21 protein-coding genes are annotated in these 19892 nt (G+C 53.2%); 3 read left to right on the forward strand and 18 right to left on the reverse strand.

Annotated features, from left to right (window positions below):
* Positions 1 to 308: 308 nt before the first annotated feature.
* On the forward strand, positions 309 to 1958 hold the full coding sequence (locus CKQ54_RS05310) for a Na+/H+ antiporter (protein ID WP_113876704.1): 1650 nt from the start codon (positions 309 to 311) through the stop codon (positions 1956 to 1958).
* Positions 1959 to 2037: 79 nt separating this feature from the next.
* Here the strand turns inward: CKQ54_RS05310 and CKQ54_RS05315 are convergent, their stop codons facing one another.
* On the reverse strand, positions 2038 to 2916 hold the full coding sequence (locus tag CKQ54_RS05315) for a LysR family transcriptional regulator (RefSeq protein ID WP_112291302.1): 879 nt from the start codon (positions 2914 to 2916) through the stop codon (positions 2038 to 2040).
* 143 nt (positions 2917 to 3059) lie between these two features.
* Here CKQ54_RS05315 and CKQ54_RS05320 point away from each other — a divergent pair, with 143 nt between their 5' ends.
* Both CKQ54_RS05320 and CKQ54_RS05325 read left to right on the forward strand, forming a co-directional pair.
* A complete protein-coding gene (locus CKQ54_RS05320; protein WP_113876705.1) occupies positions 3060 to 3482 on the forward strand; it encodes a CidA/LrgA family protein in 423 nt (140 codons plus the stop codon).
* Entirely contained in the window at positions 3475 to 4164 is a 690-nt protein-coding gene (locus CKQ54_RS05325) for an LrgB family protein (protein WP_120162186.1), read from the forward strand. The genes CKQ54_RS05320 and CKQ54_RS05325 overlap by 8 nt, the downstream gene beginning before the upstream one ends.
* A 186-nt stretch (positions 4165 to 4350) precedes the next feature.
* Here the strand turns inward: CKQ54_RS05325 and CKQ54_RS05330 are convergent, their stop codons facing one another.
* The 17 genes from CKQ54_RS05330 to aroQ all read right to left on the reverse strand — a co-directional run bounded on the left by CKQ54_RS05330 (position 4351) and on the right by aroQ (position 19677).
* On the reverse strand, positions 4351 to 5112 hold the full coding sequence (locus tag CKQ54_RS05330; protein WP_120162185.1) for an amino acid ABC transporter ATP-binding protein: 762 nt from the start codon (positions 5110 to 5112) through the stop codon (positions 4351 to 4353).
* 8 nt (positions 5113 to 5120) lie between these two features.
* Positions 5121 to 6230 (reverse strand): amino acid ABC transporter permease, encoded by a 1110-nt coding sequence (locus CKQ54_RS05335; RefSeq protein ID WP_425272781.1) that lies wholly within the window; start codon positions 6228 to 6230, stop codon positions 5121 to 5123.
* A gap of 9 nt (positions 6231 to 6239) precedes the next feature.
* Entirely contained in the window at positions 6240 to 7418 is a 1179-nt protein-coding gene (locus tag CKQ54_RS05340) for an amino acid ABC transporter permease (RefSeq protein WP_120162213.1), read from the reverse strand.
* 208 nt (positions 7419 to 7626) lie between these two features.
* Positions 7627 to 8652: an amino acid ABC transporter substrate-binding protein gene (locus tag CKQ54_RS05345; RefSeq protein WP_112290395.1), complete on the reverse strand. Its 1026-nt coding sequence runs from the start codon at positions 8650 to 8652 to the stop codon at positions 7627 to 7629.
* Positions 8653 to 9024: 372 nt separating this feature from the next.
* Positions 9025 to 9711, reverse strand: coding sequence for a CTP synthase C-terminal region-related (seleno)protein (locus tag CKQ54_RS05350; RefSeq protein WP_120162184.1), 687 nt, complete (start codon positions 9709 to 9711; stop codon positions 9025 to 9027).
* A 145-nt stretch (positions 9712 to 9856) separates the two neighbouring features.
* Complete coding sequence (locus CKQ54_RS05355) at positions 9857 to 10042, reverse strand: hypothetical protein (RefSeq protein WP_120162212.1); 186 nt, start codon at positions 10040 to 10042, stop codon at positions 9857 to 9859.
* Positions 10043 to 10141: 99 nt separating this feature from the next.
* Complete coding sequence (lpxP, locus tag CKQ54_RS05360) at positions 10142 to 11062, reverse strand: kdo(2)-lipid IV(A) palmitoleoyltransferase (RefSeq protein ID WP_113876711.1); 921 nt, start codon at positions 11060 to 11062, stop codon at positions 10142 to 10144.
* A gap of 417 nt (positions 11063 to 11479) precedes the next feature.
* Positions 11480 to 11908, reverse strand: coding sequence for a DoxX family protein (locus CKQ54_RS05365; RefSeq protein WP_112290400.1), 429 nt, complete (start codon positions 11906 to 11908; stop codon positions 11480 to 11482).
* A gap of 221 nt (positions 11909 to 12129) precedes the next feature.
* A complete protein-coding gene (gene fis / locus CKQ54_RS05370) occupies positions 12130 to 12426 on the reverse strand; it encodes a DNA-binding transcriptional regulator Fis (RefSeq protein WP_004097144.1) in 297 nt (98 codons plus the stop codon).
* A 21-nt stretch (positions 12427 to 12447) separates the two neighbouring features.
* Positions 12448 to 13413 (reverse strand): tRNA dihydrouridine synthase DusB, encoded by a 966-nt coding sequence (gene dusB, locus CKQ54_RS05375; protein WP_112290402.1) that lies wholly within the window; start codon positions 13411 to 13413, stop codon positions 12448 to 12450.
* A gap of 388 nt (positions 13414 to 13801) precedes the next feature.
* Positions 13802 to 14539: a carbonic anhydrase gene (locus CKQ54_RS05385; RefSeq protein ID WP_208644583.1), complete on the reverse strand. Its 738-nt coding sequence runs from the start codon at positions 14537 to 14539 to the stop codon at positions 13802 to 13804.
* A gap of 147 nt (positions 14540 to 14686) precedes the next feature.
* On the reverse strand, positions 14687 to 15571 hold the full coding sequence (prmA, locus tag CKQ54_RS05390) for a 50S ribosomal protein L11 methyltransferase (protein ID WP_112290405.1): 885 nt from the start codon (positions 15569 to 15571) through the stop codon (positions 14687 to 14689).
* A gap of 43 nt (positions 15572 to 15614) precedes the next feature.
* Positions 15615 to 17060: a sodium/pantothenate symporter gene (gene panF / locus CKQ54_RS05395; protein ID WP_120162182.1), complete on the reverse strand. Its 1446-nt coding sequence runs from the start codon at positions 17058 to 17060 to the stop codon at positions 15615 to 15617.
* Positions 17050 to 17292: a YhdT family protein gene (locus CKQ54_RS05400; protein ID WP_120162181.1), complete on the reverse strand. Its 243-nt coding sequence runs from the start codon at positions 17290 to 17292 to the stop codon at positions 17050 to 17052. Before CKQ54_RS05400 ends, panF begins: the two co-directional genes overlap by 11 nt.
* A gap of 74 nt (positions 17293 to 17366) precedes the next feature.
* Positions 17367 to 18716, reverse strand: a complete 1350-nt coding sequence (accC, locus tag CKQ54_RS05405) for an acetyl-CoA carboxylase biotin carboxylase subunit (RefSeq protein WP_112290409.1) — start codon at positions 18714 to 18716, stop codon at positions 17367 to 17369.
* A gap of 11 nt (positions 18717 to 18727) precedes the next feature.
* On the reverse strand, positions 18728 to 19192 hold the full coding sequence (accB, locus tag CKQ54_RS05410) for an acetyl-CoA carboxylase biotin carboxyl carrier protein (protein WP_013577296.1): 465 nt from the start codon (positions 19190 to 19192) through the stop codon (positions 18728 to 18730).
* Between the two features lie 32 nt (positions 19193 to 19224).
* A complete protein-coding gene (aroQ, locus tag CKQ54_RS05415) occupies positions 19225 to 19677 on the reverse strand; it encodes a type II 3-dehydroquinate dehydratase (protein WP_013577295.1) in 453 nt (150 codons plus the stop codon).
* Positions 19678 to 19892 lie beyond the last annotated feature (215 nt).

Here is a 19892-nt window from a genome sequence, read left to right on the forward strand (position 1 = left end):
AATTACTCCCTCCCCTGCGAAGGGGAGGGTTGGGGTGGGGTATTAATGGCGAATCAGTAGGTTGAAGTATGCTTTTGCATGGAATTTGTCATTAAAACCCCCTCCCGACCTCCCCCTTCGCAGGGGGAGGAGCAAGAAAAACCCTTCATTCCGGCTCCGGAGAAAGGTGAGAAGCAAGAACCTCTCTGAGGTAACCGCACGCACTGATTTAAATCTCATCCCCTTTTGATCTACTATTTCAAGGTTCGCTCCGGACTCACTCACCTGTGTCTGGCTGAAATTCATAAAAACAAGAGTCTAAGGAAAGCATGGAAATATTCTTTACCATTCTGATTTTGATTCTGGTGGTGTCGCTGTCCGGTGTCGTCACCAGAATGTTGCCGTTTCAGGTTCCTCTTCCATTAATGCAGATTGCCGTCGGTGCTTTGCTGGCATGGCCCAATTTTGGCCTGCACGTGGACTTCGATCCGGAACTGTTTCTCGTTCTGTTCATCCCGCCATTGCTGTTCGCCGATGGCTGGAAAACCCCGACCCGTGAATTCCTCCACCACGGTCGCGAAATTCTTGGGCTGGCGCTGGTGCTGGTATTACTCACCGTGGTCGGTATCGGTTATCTGATTTATATGATGGTGCCGGATATTCCGCTGGTGGCTGCGTTCGCGCTGGCTGCGGTGCTTTCACCCACCGATGCCGTGGCATTAGGCGGGATTGTCGGCAAGGGCCGTATTCCGAAGTCGATCATGAGCGTGCTGGAAGGTGAAGCGCTGATGAATGACGCGTCCGGTCTGGTGTCGCTGAAATTCGCTATCGCTGTGGCGATGGGTACGATGATCTTTACCGTCGGCGGGGCCAGCGTTGAGTTCCTTAAAGTGGCGATCGGTGGCCTGATGGCCGGTGTGGCGGTGACCTGGTTGTACAGTAAATCGCTGCGTATCATGAGCCGCTGGAGCGGTGATGATCCGGCAACGCAAATCGTCTTCCTGTTGCTGCTGCCTTTTGCCTCTTATCTGATTGCCGAACACATTGGCGTATCGGGCATTCTGGCCGCAGTGGCCGCCGGTATGACCATCAGCCAGTCGGGCATTATCCGTAACGCACCCCTGGCGATGCGTCTGCGTGCCAACAGCGTCTGGGCGATGCTGGAATTTGTGTTCAACGGCATGGTGTTCATCATGCTGGGCCTGCAATTGCCGGGCATCCTTGAGAACTCAATTGATCAGGCGACACACGATCCGTCTATCGTGACGTGGCATCTGTTCGCAGACGTCGGGATTATCTACTTTGCACTGCTGATCCTGCGTTTCGTCTGGCTGTGGGTGATGAAAAATTTCAGCAACCGTTTCCTGAAAAAGAAACCGCTGCTGTTTGGCAGCTACAGTACGCGTGAGCTGTGGGTGGCATCCTTCGCCGGTGTGCGCGGGGCGATTACGCTGGCGGGTGTGCTGTCAATTCCGCTGTTCCTCGCCGATGGTTCGGCGTTCCCGTCGCGCTATCAGCTGGTGTTCCTGGCGACCGGTGTCATTCTGTTCTCGCTGATTGCGGGCGTGATTGCCTTGCCGTTCCTGCTTAAAGGCGTGGTGGTGGCGGATGGTACCGCGTACCGCGAAGAAGAACGCATGGCGAAATCTATCGCGGCGGAAGTGGCGATAGAAAGCCTGCATAAGATGGAGGAACGTCTGGCAGCAGATACCGAAGAAAACATCGACGAGCAGACGCTGAAGGAAATCAGCTCGCGGGTTATCGGGACTCTGCGACGACGCACGGCCAACCGCGATGATATGGAAACCGCGCTGAAGCTGGAAAACCTCGAGCGTCGCTTCCGTCTGACTGCGCTGCGCGCTGAACGTGGTGAGCTGTATCACCTGCGCGCCACGCAGAAAATCAGTAATGAGACGCTGCAAAAACTGCTGCATGATCTCGATTTACTTGAAGCGCTTCTTGTAGAAAAAGAAGTTTAACTTCTGTCAGAAATAAAACCGCGTGCGCTGCAAAGTTCACGCGGTTTTTTTATTTAGCGCCACTTCCCACCACTTCCCGCTATTTCCAGTAATCCCTGCACAGCGTGATCCACGCCTGGGCGCTGTGTGAAAGATAACTGCCCTGATGCCAGATAAGCCCCAGTTGCCACGGCATCAGCGGATCCAGCGGCAGCCACATCAGCGCGTTTTTATCCAGCCGCTGACAGACAGGTTCCGGCAAAATCGCCACGCCCATGCCGGTTTGCACCATCGCGGCTAAGAAATCCCACTGACCGCTGCGTGCGGCAATTTTGGGCGTAAAACCGTGAGCGGAAAACGCATCCATCAGCTGGCGATACAGTGCAAAATCTTCGTTATAAATCAGAATACTTTCATCAGCCAGATCACTGAACCCGATGCGCGTGCGGTTCAGCCAGTGCGGCGTGCGCGGCACCACCACGCACAGCGGATGACTGAACAGCAGTAACGAGGCGATGGAAGGCACGGCGTCGGCGGGCAGGGCGGTGAGCGCCAGATCCAGTTCGCCGGAGATCACCGCCTGTTGCACGGTCAGGCCGCCAAATTCGGAAATAATCAGTTCGATACCCGGATATTGCTGGCGGAAACTGCTAATAAGCGGCGCGATTTGTGTGCCCACCATCGGCGGAATGCCCAGCCGCAGGTGACCGGATTTAAGTGAGTTGATATCTTCGAGTTCGGCTTCCAGCTGGCGGAATTCTTCAAGGATATTCAGCCCGCGCTGATACAGCGCCTGACCGCTGTCAGTCAGCCGCAAACGCCGTCCTTCACGAACAATCAGCGTGCATTCCAGTTCTTCTTCCAGATGACGCAGCATTTTGCTGATCGTCGGTTGCGTGACGAACAGCTTTTCCGCCGCGCGGGTAAAGCTCTGCTGGCGAACCACTTCGACAAAATAGCGTAAGGTACGGACGTCCATGGGCTTATTTTTCCCGGTCAGATCGGCGAGTAACAAAGTATTCCAAACTGGAATCATTTTTATGATTTTAATTCATTTCTTTACCGGTTTCCTGCCAGCGTATACTTCATTTTCACACTTTTCCCTCTTTCGAGGTCGTCCTCATGTTGCTGGCGTTGCGCACTAAAGCGCCGTCCCTGCTGACCCGCTGTCAGATCCCCGTTCAGGTGGTGCTGTACGCGGTGTTATTCGTTATCGCCGATCGTCTGGTCACCGCATTACATCTGCCGTTACCTGCCAACATTGTCGGCATGCTGATGCTGTTACTGCTGATTATGTTCCGCATTTTACCGGTGAAATGGGTGAAAGCCGGTTCCCGCTGGTTGCTGGCGGAAATGCTGTTGTTCTTCGTGCCTGCCGTGGTGGCGGTGGTGAATTACGCCCAGTTGCTGATGATCGAGGGCTGGAAAATTTTTCTGGTGATTGGTGTCAGTACCGTACTGACCCTCGGTGCGACGGCGGTGGTGGTCGATAAAGTTTATCGTCTGGAACAACGTCTGGCGGCAAGGAAGGCGAGCCGTGACTGATCTTCTTATCAGCATTCTGTGTTTTGTCATCACGCTCGGGTTGTATTACGCCAACAAGAAACTTTACCGGCAGAAACGCACGTTGCTGCTGATGCCGCTGGTGTTCACACCGATTGTGCTGGTTGTCTTGCTGGTGGTGACGCACACCTCGTATCAGGATTACATCGGCGAAACGCACTGGTTGTTATGGCTGCTCGGGCCTTCAACCATCGCGTTTGCGGTGCCGGTTTACGAGAATATGGCGGTGATCCGCCGTCACTGGATGTCGCTGAGTGCGGGTGTGCTGACCGCGATTGTGGTGGCCGTCAGCAGCTCCGTCTGGCTGGCGCGGATGCTGACCTTGCCTGAAGATATTCAGCGCAGTCTGGCGGTGCGTTCCATCACCACGCCGTTCGCGCTGGCAGCCGCGAAGCAAATGGGCGGTCAGCCGGATCTGGTCGCGTTGTTTGTGGTGATCACCGGCGTATTCGGCATGGCGGTCGGCGATATGCTGTTTCTGCGTCTGGCAGTAAAAAGCGGACTGGCAAAAGGCGCCGGGTTTGGTGCGGCGTCGCACGGTGCGGGTACGGCGAGAGCCTATGAGCTGGGCGCGGAAGAAGGCGTGGTATCGAGTCTGGTGATGATGCTGGCGGGAGTGGTCACCGTGGTGATTGCGCCGGTGATCGGGGGAGTGATGTGGTGATGATTAATGCTCCCTCCCCTGCGAAGGGGAGGGCTGGGGTGGGGTATGAAGGTCAAAAACTAAATTCAAAGTGTGCTTTAACTTATTGCTTTGTATGTAAAACCCCCTCCCAACCTCCCCCTTCGCAGGGGGAGGAGCAAAAGCCAAATCTTTGATGATTCCCCTTTTTCGAAGGGCGCAGAAAAGTTAATGGATCACCTGTGATAAGAACTCCCGTGTCCTCGCCGACTTCGGATTCGCAAAGAACTCCAGCGGTGGCGCCTGTTCAACGATTTCCCCGCGATCCATAAAGATCACCCGGTCGGCGACGGTTCGCGCAAATCCCATTTCGTGCGTCACGCACAACATGGTCATGCCTTCTTCCGCCAGCGTGATCATGGTATCCAGGACTTCTTTCACCATTTCCGGATCGAGCGCCGATGTCGGTTCATCAAACAGCATGATTTTTGGCTTCATGCACAGCGAACGGGCGATCGCCACACGCTGTTGCTGGCCGCCGGAAAGCTGGCCGGGGAATTTATTGGCATGTTCGGCGATACGCACACGTTTCAGATAATGCATCGCCAGTTCTTCGGCTTCTTTCTTCGGCATCTTGCGTACCCAGCACGGTGCCAGAGTGCAGTTTTGCAACACAGTCAGATGCGGGAACAAATTGAAGTGCTGGAACACCATACCGACTTCAGTGCGTACGCGTTCGATATTGCGCAGATCATCATTCAGTTCAGTGCCGTCCACCACAATGCGCCCTTGCTGGTGCTCTTCCAGATGGTTAATGCAACGAATGGTCGTTGATTTCCCTGAACCGGAAGGGCCGCAAAGGACGATACGTTCGCGCGGTTTGACGCTCAGATTAATGTCTTTCAATACGTGGAATTGTCCGTACCACTTATTCACGTTTTCCAGCGTGATCATCATATTTTGGTTTTCAGTGACTTGATGGTCGCTCATGGTTTACCTCAGTGTGCGGAACGTCCGGTGTGAAAGCGTCTTTCCAGATGCTGGCTATAACGCGACATGCTAAAACAGAAAATCCAGTAAACGGCGGCGGCGAAGACGTAGCCTTCGGTCGACATGCCCAGCCATTCCGGATCGACGGTGGCTTGCTGTACGCTGCTGAACAGGTCAAACAGGCCGATGATGATCACCAGACTGGTATCTTTGAACAGCGCGATGATGGTGTTCACCAGACCCGGTATCACCATTTTCAGCGCCTGCGGCAGAATGACTAATCCCTGCGTTTTCCAGTAACCCAGCGCCAGTGATTCGGCGGCTTCAGTCTGGCCTTTCGGCAGCGCCTGTAGCCCGCCGCGCACCACTTCCGCGACGTACGCCGACTGGAACAGCACCACACCCACCAGTGCGCGCACCAGTTTGTCGATGCTCGTCCCTTCGGTCATAAACAGCGGCAGCATCACCGAGGACATAAACAGCACGGTGATCAGCGGCACACCACGCCAGAACTCAATGAAAACCACCGACAGAATACGCACGATGGGCAGACGTGAACGACGTGCCAGCGCGAGCATAATTCCCAGCGGCAATGCCCCGGCGATACCGACAGCGGCGATAATCAGCGTCAGCGTCAGGCCGCCCCATTGGCGGGTCTCGATGCGGCTCAGACCAAAGAATCCGCCATACAACATGAACCAGGTGAAAATCGGGAACAGCACCATCCAGCAGGCGATATAACGTCCGCGGTGTGGCGTGGCTTTGAAAAAGATCGGCGCAAGGGTCAGCAGGCCGACAATCAGCGTGACGTTGATGCGCCAGCGCTGATCAAACGGATATAACCCGTACATAAACTGGCCGAAACGTGCATGGATAAACACCCAGCAGGCACCGGCTTTGGTGCAGTCAGTTCGCGCCGTGCCGACCCAGTTGGCCTGGAAAATCACCCAGTTCAGCAGCGGAGGGATCACCAGCCACATCAGCCATAAACAAAACAGCGTCAGCAAACTGTTGAACCAGCTGGAGAACAGATTTTTACGCGCCCAGAGCAGGGCGGTACCGAGCGGCGTTCCGGGTTTCACGGCTCTGACTCCGGGAGGAAGTGTTGTCATCGTCATGGGTTTCCCTTAACGCTCGACCAGCGCGATACGCCGGTTGTAAATATTCATCAGGAACGAAATCACCAGACTGATGATCAGGTAAACCGACATGGTGATAGCAATGGTTTCAATCGCCTGACCGGTCTGGTTGAGCACCGTACCGGCGAACAGCGACACCATATCCGGATAACCGATAGCGGCGGCCAGAGAGGAGTTTTTCACGATGTTCAGATACTGGCTGGTCAGCGGCGGGATGATCACCCGCATCGCCTGCGGCAAAATCACCTGTCGCAGCGTGACCGGGTTCGGCAGGCCGAGCGAACGGGCGGCTTCGTGCTGGCCGTGCGAAACAGACTGAATGCCGGAGCGGATCACTTCGGCGATAAACGTCGAGGTATACACCGATAACGCCAGCGTTAACGCCGCCAGTTCCGGAATCAAAACCATGCCGCCGCGGAAGTTAAAACCGCGCAGCGCAGGCACATCCCAGTGCAGGGCAGGCCCGAAAATCAGGTGCGCCAGCGCCGGAAACACAACCAGCATAACAATCGCCCATGGCCAGATATGCCAGACGCGTCCGGTATGGATCTGGCGGAAGTGGTTGTAGCGTTGCAGCGCGACGATGCCAAAAATCGCCAGCAGCAGGGCGATAAATCCCGCCAGACTGCCCGGCGCCAGTTCCGGCGACGGCAGATACAGGCCGCGGTTACTGACGAAAGCCAGGTCGAACGCATTCAGGCTCTGACGCGGGCCCGGCAGGTTGCGCAGTACGGCGAAGTACCAGAAGAAGATTTGCAGCAGCGGTGGAATGTTACGGAACGTCTCGATATACACCGTCGAGACTTTACGGATCAGCCAGTTATCGGAAAGGCGTCCTAAACCGATAATGAACCCGAGGATGGAAGCAAAAACGATACACAGCGCGGAAACCAGCAGCGTATTCAGCAGACCGATAACAAATACGCGGGCGTAGGTGTCGCCTTCCTGGTAGTCGATAAGATGCTGAACAATGCCGAAACCGGCACCCTTTTCAAGAAACGCAAATCCCGAGGTGATCCCTCGTGTAGTCAGATTGGTAATGGTGTTGTGGAGCAGGTAACCCAGACAGGCTACCAGCAACACCACCGCGAAAATTTGATAAATCCAGGCTCGTACCGCTGGGTTGGTCAGCGAGAACGAGACTTTTCCGGTTGGGCGTTGCGACATTTTAACCTCGACCTGCAGGTAAAACAGTGGAAGTGATGCGCCGGGGAACGACCGGTGCATCAGCTTCCTTTCTCAGACTGAACTTTTGTTTATCCAAAGTAACTGGCGTTGCAGCAAGGGAGGGAATCCCGATGAGCTGACACGGGTCAGTGATTCGGGTGACCGAGTGCCGCCAACGCCGGTGCAACGTCAGGTACGAAGGATAAAATTAGCGGACTGGTGGGGCGTACTGGATGCCGCCTTTATTCCACAATGCGTTCTGACCACGTTTGATTTTCAGCTCGCTGCCCTGACCGACGTTACGTTCGAAGCTTTCGCCGTAGTTGCCGACCTGTTTAACGATTTTAACCACCCAGTCATTAGGCACTTTCAGATCAGCGCCGTAAGTGCCGGTTTTGCCCAGCAGGTTGCTCATGTCAGGCGTGGTCGGGTTTGCCGCCAGCTGATCGACGTTGGCAGACGTCACGCCCATTTCTTCGGCGTTCAGCATCGCGAACAGTGACCAGCGCACGATAGCCAGCCAGTCTTCGTCACCACGGCGAACGACCGGCCCCAGAGGTTCTTTAGAAATGACTTCTGGCAGAACGATGAAGTCATCCGGTTTGCCCAGTTTGATACGCAGTGCGTACAGCTGAGACTGGTCAGAGGCCAGGGTGTCACAACGGCCTGAGTCCAGCGCTTTGGCGCTTTCGTCTGAACGGTCGAAGGTGACCGGGGTGTAAGTCATTTTGTTGGCTTTGAAGTAGTCAGCTACGTTCAGCTCGGTATCCGTACCGGCCTGCAGACAGACGGTGGCGCCATCAAGTTCTTTGGCGCTTTTCAGGCCGGCTTTCTGGTGAGTCAGGAAGCCGATACCGTCGTAATAGTTTACGCCGGCGAAAATCATGCCCATGCCCGCATCGCGGGAAGAGGTCCAGGTGGTATTACGTGACAGGATGTCCACTTCGCCAGACTGCAGCGCGGTGAAACGCTCTTTCGCGGTTAGGGGGGTGTATTTCACTTTCTCAGCATCACCAAACACGGCAGCAGCCACTGCGCGGCAGAGGTCAACGTCGATACCGGTGAATTTGCCTTTGGAGTCAGCGTAAGAGAAGCCTGGCAGGCCGTCGCTGATACCGCATTGAACAAATCCTTTCTTTTTAACTGCATCCAGAGTGGTACCTGCGTGAGCCTGACCAGCCAGTGTCACGAAGCTTGCTGCGGCAATCAGCGTTGAGAGCAATATTTTTTTCATTAAGCGTCCTGTGAGACAAAATTGAAAATTATTATTGTGTGAGTGCCTGAGCACCCTGTCTGTTTATGGGGCAACGCCCTCTGCACCTGTCTTTGCAAAGGGAGTGCCAACATCGAAAACACCCCATCAATCAAGTCGCGTAGAGGAATTGCTCAGTAACATTGACGAGGTGTATAAAATTTATTGCCCTGTTTCGGTGCGCGGTCAATGTGGCTGCTTTAAAAGGGAGCGGATTATTTCAATATTGGAGTGCAGATCGCGGTCTTTGAAGGGAAGTGAAATACGGTGTCATATTGGGTAAAAAAATGAGGCAAAACGATGAGTAAATCTCTCAGGCCGGATGGCCTGAGAGATATTCAGAAACAGGCAGGCTCAGAGAGCGGACTTTATCAATGCAGCCACCAGCGGCGGAAGCTGACCTTTTAGTGCGGCGCGTTCCGGCTGAAATAAGGTCGCGACAAAAAACGGATGTCCGGGCAATTCGATGGCGCGAACTTCGCCGGTGGCATCATGACCCACCATCCGCAACGGCTGTGCCTCAAGCGCCGCCTGAAATTCGGTATTGATGCCGTAACGGCAGTGATAACCCTCTTCGACTTCCAGCCTGCCATAGGCGCGTGCTGGCAGGCTGTCTGGGATAAAGGTGAGGGTGTTTTTAACTTCCACCATTTCGCACGACAGGGCGCTGATCACCAGCCGGCCTTCGGTATCGGTTTCGCCATGTCCTGCATCCTGCCAGTCCATCACGTTACGGGCGTATTCGATGATCGCATGCTGAAAACCGCCGCAGGTTCCGAGGAAAGGCTTGTGGTTTTCGCGGGCAAAACGGATAGCGCTCAGGGCACCTTCGGTGGAGTGATACGGGCTGCCGGGGACACACCAGAAAGCGTCGTATTTTTGTAAAATCTCAGGGGTAATGGTGTCGGTCGCAAGCCAGTCGGCGTGAATTTCAGTGCTGAAGTGTTGTGCTGCAAGGTCGATAGCAAGGGGGATAGCTTGGTGGGCCGTGATGGCGGAGTGGTAGTCTCCGACCAGCGCCAGACGAACAGAGGTTTTCATCACTTCTCTCCAGGGCAGGTAAAAAGAGAGGTTACAGAAAAGCGATTAATCTGTCGTGAGAATTATTTTCATCAGCCTGTTTGTGCAGATAAAAGCCATTAAAAAACCCACATGGAGTGGGTTTCTGTCAGGCGATGTTTTCACATCATTCGCCCTTGTCGGCATTGCCTTTGATAAGCTTACGTGCGGCGGCAATCTGCTCATTATCCGGCGCTTTAGGTTTGGCTTTGTTCAGTGCAGTGCTGAGGCCGGAGCGTCCCCAGAGGTCAAAGCTGTCTTCCTCTTTGAGATGGTCAAAGATGGAAGGTGTCGCGTCAGGTTTTTTAGCCATGAAAATTACAAATCTCTTATGGATGCTGTTCAATGAAAAAGCCCGACGCATTGCATCGGGCTTCCGTTTTATCACGTCTGGCACTTATCTATAAAGCACTTATCTATAAAGAGAAGGCGTTCCTGCCGGACGGGTTTTAAAGCGGCGGTGCAACCAGAGATACTGATCGGGCGCACGCATAATTTCTTTCTCGATAACGCGATTCATGTAAGCCGCAGCCGCCATTTCGTCATCGATCGGGTAATCCTGCAACTCAGGTTGGATCACCAGCTCATAGCCTTTACCTAAGGCTTTGCGCACCAGTACTACGGTGACCAGCGCCGGTTTCGCCAGACGCGCCAGCATGAAGGTACCGCTGGTGGTGGCAGCCTGGTCGACGGCAAACAGGGGGGCAAAGACGCTGCCGCGCGGGCCGTAGTCCTGATCCGGCGCAAACCAGACCGCTTCGCCTTTTTTCAGAGCGTGAACCATACCGCGTAAATCTTTGCGATCGAGCATTGCCTTGTTGGAGCGCATACGACCCCAGGTCTGCACAAATTCCATCGCTTTATTGTTGTGCGGACGGTACATCGCCATCATTGGCTGACATAAGCCCATCGCACGCCCGCCCAGTTCCAGCGACATGAAATGCACCCCAATCACCAGTACGCCTTTTTTGTTTTCCTGCGCCTTTTTCAGGTTGTGCAGGCCGCTGACGTCAAACCAGCGTTTCACACGGGCATCCGACCAGAACCAGGCCATGCCGGTTTCCAGTAAGCCCATACCGAGGGATTCAAAGTTGCTGACAATGCGGGCTTCAACCTGATCAGAAGGCAGATCCGGGAAGCACAATTGCAGGTTACGGCGCGTTATTGACACGCGGCGTTTCAGGAAACGCATCGACGTTCGGCCAAGCCAGATACCCAGACGGTTTAACACCGGATAAGGCAGCTGAACCAGCAGGAACAGTACACCCAGGCCAAACCAGGTCAGCCAGTAGCGTGGATGTAAAAATGAAGCACGAAAGCGAGGAGAAGTCATAAAAGCCTAATCATCTGCATAAAAATCGGGGTAACGCGTAAGGAGTTGGCTCATTCGCGATACGGATTGTCTGACATAGAGTGGGACAGCATGTGCCGGCAAACGTTTTTGAAAAGACACAAGTTGACGCAATTTTTACTCTAAGAAGACACTTTTAAAAGGCGGGATCGCGAAGCTGAAGGGCTGTCCGTAGGCGTTGAGCGAGCGAATACGACTCTTACACAGAGTATAACATGCTGCTTGATCTAACCGGTGGGGGAAATTGTCCGATAAACGGACTCTTTACCATTTTTTTACGTCTACTTTTGGACAGACAAACGAAAACGCTACGTAAAGAAGAGATTAGCTTTTGGAAAATAAAATGGTTGATATGCGGTATCAGCATGCCTGACGGATCAGACATGCTGAAAAGGAATATCAGCGGTAGAGCGGATTGCTCATAATGGAATAACGCCCGCTACCGTACAGCGCGATCACGATGGCTGCCATGAAGTAATACACGATGTCTTCAATGGCCCAGGCACCCACCGGTGACAATGCAAACGTATGGTGGATACCGACCATCAGCCAGGCCACGACCATCGTCGCTGCAGCAGACAGAGCGGCGAGACGGGTGAAGATCCCCAATATCATCATGATCGGCGCGATGACCTCACCGATAATTACGCCGTAGGCGACAAACGCCGGAATACCATAACCTGCCAGCATCCCCTGTATACCGCCCAGTCCGTCATGCAGCTTATGCCAGCCATGAAAAATCAGCAGACCGTAAGTGATACGCAGCAGTAAAATAGCCAGATCAGGTTTATTCATTGCCGCGGTAAAACGTAGATAAAGTGGCTTCATCAGTGTGACTCCCGGAGACATTTTTATTGTCCGTATAAGGTAGTTCTTTATCGCGGAATGCAGGGGAGAATTATTCTCATTTGGGTTGATCTGGGTTAGGTTTTGCGCAAATTTTGGGCTAAAGGGGTGCTGCGAAAGAATCGGTAAATATAAAAAAACAGAAAACAAAAAGGCGCTCCCCTTGCGGAAAAGCGCCTTTTTAAGACATCGACTGATTAGTATCAGTTCATGCCGTATTTTTTCAATTTCTTACGCAGCGTACCGCGGTTGATACCCATCATCAGGGCCGCACGAGTCTGGTTGCCACGGGTATACTGCATCACCATGTCTAACAGTGGCTGTTCAACTTCAGCCAATACCAACTCATACAGGTCATTCACGTCCTGACCATTCAATTGAGCAAAATAGCCCTTAAGTGCTTGTTTTACCGAGTCACGCAGGGGTTTTTGGGTTACCTGATCCTGAGAATTAACGGTAGAAACGGTCAGTACGTCAGAATTCACGCGTTGTTCGAACATAGTTCTGTCAGCTCTTTTTTGTTACGCAAGATTTTCGAAATATGCTTCCAACGCCTCCAGCTGTTCGCTGGCATCCTCTATGGCGTTGAAGGAGCGCCGAAACTGGTCATTCGGGGCATGCTCCTGGAGATACCAGGAAACATGCTTACGAGCGATACGAAATCCCTTGCCTTGACCGTAAAAGTCGTGCAATTCCCGTACGTGCCCTAGTAACAAGCGCTGCACCTCACCCATAGGCGGTGGAGGTAACAGCTCCCCTGTGTCCAGATAATGCTGGATTTCCCGGAAGATCCAGGGTCTCCCCTGAGCGGCACGTCCTATCATCAGAGCATCAGCTCCGGTGTAGTCGAGCACCGCTCTGGCTTTATGCGGGTCAGTTATGTCGCCATTCGCGATAATCGGAATGGAAACACTCTGCTTAACTGTCCGAATACTGTCGTACTCTGCTTCTCCATTGAAGAGACAGGCACGGGTTCGGCCATGAATAGTCAGGGCCTGAATTCCACAGTCTTCAGCCAATTGGGCAATTTGTACACAGTTACGGTGTTCCGGTGCCCAACCAGTACGAATTTTCAACGTGACTGGCACATCTACCGCATTCACTACGGTAGTGAGGATTTGTTTGACCAAATCCGGATACTGCAATAATGCAGAACCTGCCAGTTTGCGGTTCACTTTCTTGGCCGGGCAGCCCATATTGATATCAATGATTTGCGCACCGCTTTCCACGTTAATTCGTGCAGCAGCCGCCATATCTTCGGGGTCACAACCGGCAATTTGCACGGCGCGGATCCCCGGTTCATCGTTATGTACCATGCGCAAACGTGATTTATCCGTCCGCCACACCTCCGGATTGGAGGAGAGCATTTCAGATACTGCCATTCCAGCCCCCATCGCATGACATAAGGCACGAAATGGTCGGTCAGTGATACCGGCCATCGGGGCCGCAATCAGGCAATTTGTAAGCTGGTGGTGTCCGATGCGCATGAACTAGGAATGACCATACTGATGTCCGCAAGGGCGCGTATATTACGCATTTTCGTTGCGATATGAAAGGCCAAACTTTGAGCAATTGGATAAGAAAATACCTTGCCAATGGTGAAATTCAGCGCAATTATATTTTTTGTCTTGGTTTTACATTGAGTTATGTGACGAAGGTCAAATTGTGCGCTTATGCAAATTCCTAATATCTCTCTGAAACATCCTGATATATCAGTTGAATCTAAGGGCAGATTTGACGTTTTAAGCAGCAATCACCACAAAATTCCGTGACGCAGATCGTATTTTGGTTAAAAAGTGACTGATTTTCAGAAACTAAGAAAGGCAACAGAAAGAGACGCAGAAGCTTTGTCTGCGTCTCCGGGTTCAGGCTAGATTATTCGTCGACCACCACGCGGCCATGCAGACCCTGCACAGGACGATTATTTGCATGATGCATAACATGCTGGAATTTTTCCAGTTGCGCTTCAGACAGCGTCTGAGGCTGTTTCACGACCAGCCAGCGAACGCCTTCTGTGCAAGGCGGCGTGGTCAGCGATCCGCTGAAGCGGTAATGGGTGAGATCTTTAGGCAGCAGGCCATCAAGACTGACTTTCTCTTTCAGCATGACTGATTCGCCCGCTTTTTCTGGCATCTGTTGCCAGATCTTTTCCAGTTCCGGATTAGCCTTACCGGTCTCGAACATCACCGCAATCACCGCAACTTCACCCTCAGCATCCATATGCACAAAGTGCGCTTCCATCGGGAAGGATTTACCGTTGAGAGTGTTTTCGCTCGGGGAGTGGAAGTGGAACTGCTGAAGGACGAATTTATCCCCGTCCAGCGTGGCAAAATCACCCTGCTGAACATTGACCTGCACGCTATGGCCGTTATTAATGACACTCACCGGCGGTAACTGATAGCTGAGTTTAAGCGGGCGGGGATGCACCGGTAACGCCTCTTTGATATTGATAGGCGACTGTGCTTTGCCCTGTTCGCACAGATGGAAATCCGGGCTGAGTTTAGACCAATTTTGCGGGGCGGCATCGCCGTCATAGGACCAGTGTGGCGCATCTGTCGCAGCCGCAGACACTGAAAATGCAGCAAGTGCAATAAACAGCAATTTTCCTTTCAAAAGATATCCCTTTCGTTCGTTGAGTAATAAATACCATGCGAAGTGTAAGGGTTTGGTGCGGCAGGATAAATATAAGAAAAGTTCAGAAGAGGTTTTTGGGGGGAAACCCGCTCTTTATGCACAAAAAGAAAGAGCGGGTGACAGCTATCAGGCTTTTTTAACGCCGGTAATACGGCACCATTCTTCTTTCTCGGCCACCGCATCCAGTTCAAATTTATCTTTGTACGCATCCGCCACGCTTTGAGCCTGGCTGGCCAGAACGCCGGAAAGCCCCAGATGACCGCCTGCAACCGGCAGCACGCTGATAAGCGGTGCCAGTTCGCGCAGAGGGCCTGCAAGGATGTTAGCGACGACCACGTCGGCTGACAGGTTCTCTGGCTGGTCTTTCGGCAGGTACAACGACAGACGCTCTGAAACGCCGTTACGCTCGGCGTTATCACGGCTGGCCTGAATCGCCTGCGGATCGATGTCGATCCCGACCACGTGTTTTGCGCCCAGTTTCAGCGCAGCGATCGCCAGAATGCCCGAACCGCAGCCGAAGTCGATCACCGTTTTATCGGTCAGATCCAGACTGTCGAGCCATTGCAAACACATCGCGGTGGTCGGATGGGTACCGGTACCAAATGCCAGGCCCGGATCGAGCATCACGTTGACAGCATTCGGATCCGGCACATCGCGCCAGCTTGGACAAATCCACAGACGCTCGCCAAAACGCATCGGGTGGAAGTTATCCATCCATTCGCGTTCCCAGTCTTTGTCTTCCAGTTGTTCGATTTTGTGCACGAAACCTTTGCCCAGCAGCGGTTCGTTTTCCAGCATGGCGACCACTTCTTCCATGTCGGTTTCCGCATCGTACAGGCCGATAGCGTCGGTATCGCCCCACAGCAAGGTTTCGCCAGGCAGGGGTTCGAACACCGGATTATCGTGGGTATCCTGGAAAGTCACGGACACGGCGCCACTCTCGATAAGCGCGTCACTCAGCGTTTCCGCGTCGTTACCGGTGGTATTAATTTTCAGTTGGATCCAAGGCATAGCCATTCTCTTCTTAACAATCTGTAAAATCAGTGCCGCCCGGTCAGGACGGCTTGAGTACGGTTTCGCGTGGCTGTTTACCAAACTTATTGCCGACATAAAATGCCAGCAGGCTCAGCAACAGCGACGGCACAATCGGATGCAGACCGGCGATGTGCAGGTCGATACTGGCAAGCAGGGTATAACAAACTGCGCCAACAATCATTGAGCTCAGCGCCCCGGCAGCGTTGGCGCGCTCCCAGTACAAACCGAGCACCAGCGGCCACAGGAACACTGCCTCCAGCCCGCCAAACGCCAGCAGGTTCAGCCAGATAATCATTTCCGGCGGACGCCATGCGGCCAGTAATACCAGCAATCCCAGCACAAAAGTCGCCCAGCTCGAGAACCGCTTCAGCTTACGTTCGTTGGTTAACTGCTCCGGTTTAATGCCGAGGTATAAGTCTTTAACGATAGTCGCAGATGACTGTAAAAGCTGTGCGTTGATGGTCGACATAATGGCAGCCATCGGTGCGGCCAGGAAAATCCCGGCGGCGTAAGGTGGCAGCACGGTGATCATCAGCGTCGGGATCACCTGATCGGGGATTTTAAGATCAGGTAAAACCGCGCGCCCGAGTGCGCCAGCCAGATGCATACCGAGCATCAGTACGGCGACCACGATGGTGCCCAGCACGATGCCGCGGTGCACCGCTTTGCTGTCTTTATAGGAAATACAACGCACGGCAGTGTGCGGCAGGCCAATCACCCCAAAGCACACTAAAATCCAGAACGAGGCCATGAACGGTAACGACAGGACGTCATCTCCGCCGTGTACGGAAACCAGTTTCGGGTCGATTTGCTGGAGTTTATCAACGGCACTGTGCAGCCCTCCGGCGGCATGGATCACCGCTACCAGCAGCAAAATGGTGCCCAGAAGCATCACCAGACCCTGCATGGCATCATTGAGCACGCTGGCACGAAAGCCACCAAACGCGGTATACAACGCGATGCTGATGCCGAAAATCAGCAGACCGGTGTCGTAAGGGATACCGGCGGCGGTTTCCAGCAAACGCGCACCACCGATGAACTGCACGGTCATCGCACCCAGAAATGCCACCAGCAGACTCAGACTCGCCAGCCAGACCAGCAGGCGGCTCTGGTAGCGCGCAAACAGCATGTCATTCAGGGTAACTGCATTATAACGGCGCGCCAGAATGGCGAATTTCTTGCCCAGTACGCCCAGTGAAAGCCAGACAGCAGGCAGCTGGATCATCGCCAGCAACACCCAGCCAAGGCCAAACTTGTATGCAGCACCGGGACCGCCGATAAACGAACTGGCGCTGATGTAGGTAGCGGTGAGAGTCATGGCCAGTACGAAGCCGCCCATCGAGCGGTTACCGAGGAAATACTCGGTGAGGAAGTTGCCCTGTTCGCGACGCGTGTAGGCATACACAGACAGCCCGAATACCAGCAGCAGATAGGCAATCAGCGGCAACAAGACTTCAGTCTGCATGATGATCCTCCAGCGGAATATCGCGATAAATCACGCGAACCATCAGCCAGCTTAAAAGAACGAATACCAGCGGTACCAGCAGACAGGCCATTTCAAACCAGTGCGGCAGGCCGGTGATGCCCTGTTTATCGTCAGGAATATAGGCGGCAAAACACCATGCCAGCAGATAGGCAATCGTCAGCCCAAACGCCCAGCGGGCTTCGCGGTTGGCTTGTAAGAAACGTTGATCCATTTCCACTTCCCCATAAATGAAAAAAAGGCCGGAATATCCGGCCTTGATAAGATGTACGCGACGGTACGGTCTTATTATTTTTCCTGCAAACCGAGTTTTTTCTCCAGATAGTGGATGTTAGTCCCACCGTGCTGGAAGTTCTCGTCGTCCATAATGCGCATTTGCAGATCAATGTTGGTTTTGATGCCGTCGATGATCAGTTCTGCCAGTGCATTTTTCATGCGGGCAATCGCCACTTCACGGGTTTCGCCGTAAGTGATCAGTTTACCAATCATGGAATCGTAGTACGGAGGCACAGTGTAGCCTGCGTAAATGTGCGATTCCCAACGAACACCGAAGCCGCCAGGTGCGTGGAAACGCGTGATTTTGCCCGGGCTTGGCAGGAAGGTGTTAGGGTCTTCCGCGTTAATACGGCATTCCACCGCATGGCCTTTGACTTTCACTTCGCTTTGTTTGATCGACAGTGGCTGGCCGGACGCAATGCGCAGCTGCTCTTTGATCAAATCCACACCAGTGATCATCTCGGTAACCGGATGCTCAACCTGGATACGGGTGTTCATTTCGATGAAGAAGAACTCACCGTTTTCATACAGGAACTCGAAAGTACCTGCGCCACGGTAGCCGATATCCACACAGGCTTTTGAACAACGTTCGCCGATGAAACGACGCAGTTCTTCAGTGATGCCCGGTGCTGGCGCTTCTTCCACGACTTTCTGGTGACGACGCTGCATAGAGCAGTCACGTTCAGCCAGATAAACCGCATTGCCCTGACCGTCAGCCAGTACCTGAATTTCCACGTGACGTGGGTTTTCCAGGTATTTTTCCATGTAAACCATGTCGTTGTTGAAAGCCGCTTTGGCTTCCGCACGGGTCATGTTGATGGATTGCTCAAGGTCTTTGTCGCTGCGCACAACACGCATACCACGACCACCGCCGCCGCCAGAAGCTTTGATGATGACCGGATAGCCGATGCGTTTAGCGAAGGCACGGTTTTGATCCATGTCGTCGCCCAGCGGGCCGTCAGAGCCAGGTACGCAAGGTACGCCAGCCGCTTTCATCGCGTGGATCGCAGAAACTTTGTCGCCCATCAGGCGGATAGTTTCAGCTTTCGGGCCGATGAAGATAAAACCAGAACGCTCAACCTGCTCTGCAAAATCAGCATTCTCGGACAGGAAACCATAGCCAGGGTGAATAGCCACCGCGCCAGTGATTTCTGCCGCAGCGATAATGGCAGGGATGTTCAGATAGCTTTTTACTGAAGGTGCAGGACCGATACAGACGGTTTCGTCTGCCAGCAGCACGTGTTTCAGGTCACGGTCAGCAGTGGAGTGCACAGCAACGGTTTTGATGCCCATTTCTTTACAGGCACGCAAAATACGCAGGGCAATCTCGCCGCGGTTCGCGATAACAATTTTATCTACCATGGTACGCCTCGTTATTCGATGACGACCAGCGGCTCGTCGAATTCAACCGGTTGGCCGCTTTCTACCAGAATTGCTTTAACAACACCGGATTTGTCTGCTTCGATTTGGTTCATCATTTTCATCGCTTCAACGATACACAGGGTATCGCCGGCGTTCACTTTCTGACCCACTTCGATGAAGGCTTTAGCGTCCGGGCTTGGCGTACGGTAGAAGGTACCTACCATCGGTGAGCGAACGATATGACCGCTGATGGCAGCCGGAGCCGCTTCTGCAGGCGCAGCAGCTGGCGCGACCGCAGCAGCCAGACCTGGCTGTTGTTGTACAGGCATAGCATAAGCCTGTTGCATCATTGGATAAGCCTGCGCAGGTGCAGCACGGCTGATACGTACTGATTCTTCGCCTTCAGAAATTTCCAGTTCAGAAATGCCTGATTCTTCAACCAGTTCGATCAGTTTTTTAATTTTACGAATATCCATGGGTGTGATTCCGTACTCTTTTTGCGTAGAAATTAGTGGGTTTTTGACAAGCGATTAACCGCTGCCTGTAATGCAAAGTGGTAGCCATCTGCGCCAAGTCCGCAAATAACGCCCACTGCGATGTCGGAAAGATAGGAATGATGCCGGAACGCTTCGCGGGCGTGTACATTCGACAGATGGATCTCGATAAACGGAATCGACACCCCCAGTAATGCATCGCGCAGCGCCACGCTGGTATGGGTAAAGGCCGCGGGATTGATCAGAATAAAATCGACGTTTCCGCGTGCCTGATGAATGCGTTCAATCAGGACATGTTCTGCGTTGGATTGCAGATGGCTGAGTGCTACATCAGCAGCAGCAGCCTGAACTTCCAAACCTTTAACAATATCGTTGAGCGTGGTGTGTCCGTACGTTTCAGGCTCACGGGTGCCTAACAAATTCAGGTTAGGACCGTTCAGTAGCAAAATGTCAAACTTATGCGCCATTGTGAGCCTATCTCCGGCAATTAGACAAAGATTGTAGAAAATACCCTGATGTCACCGATTTGTCACCTATTTCGCGGCAAATCGACCCGTCTCTTCGGCATGAGGTCGGGCATTATAATGATATCGTGGCAATTCGCAGCTAAATACTGGTCTTATCAGCGAAGATAATCAACCCTCGCCCGGAGAATGTGAGTGTGATTGCCGGAATTATGAGG

This window comes from Rahnella variigena, assembly GCF_003610915.1.
Lineage (GTDB): Bacteria > Pseudomonadota > Gammaproteobacteria > Enterobacterales > Enterobacteriaceae > Rahnella > Rahnella variigena.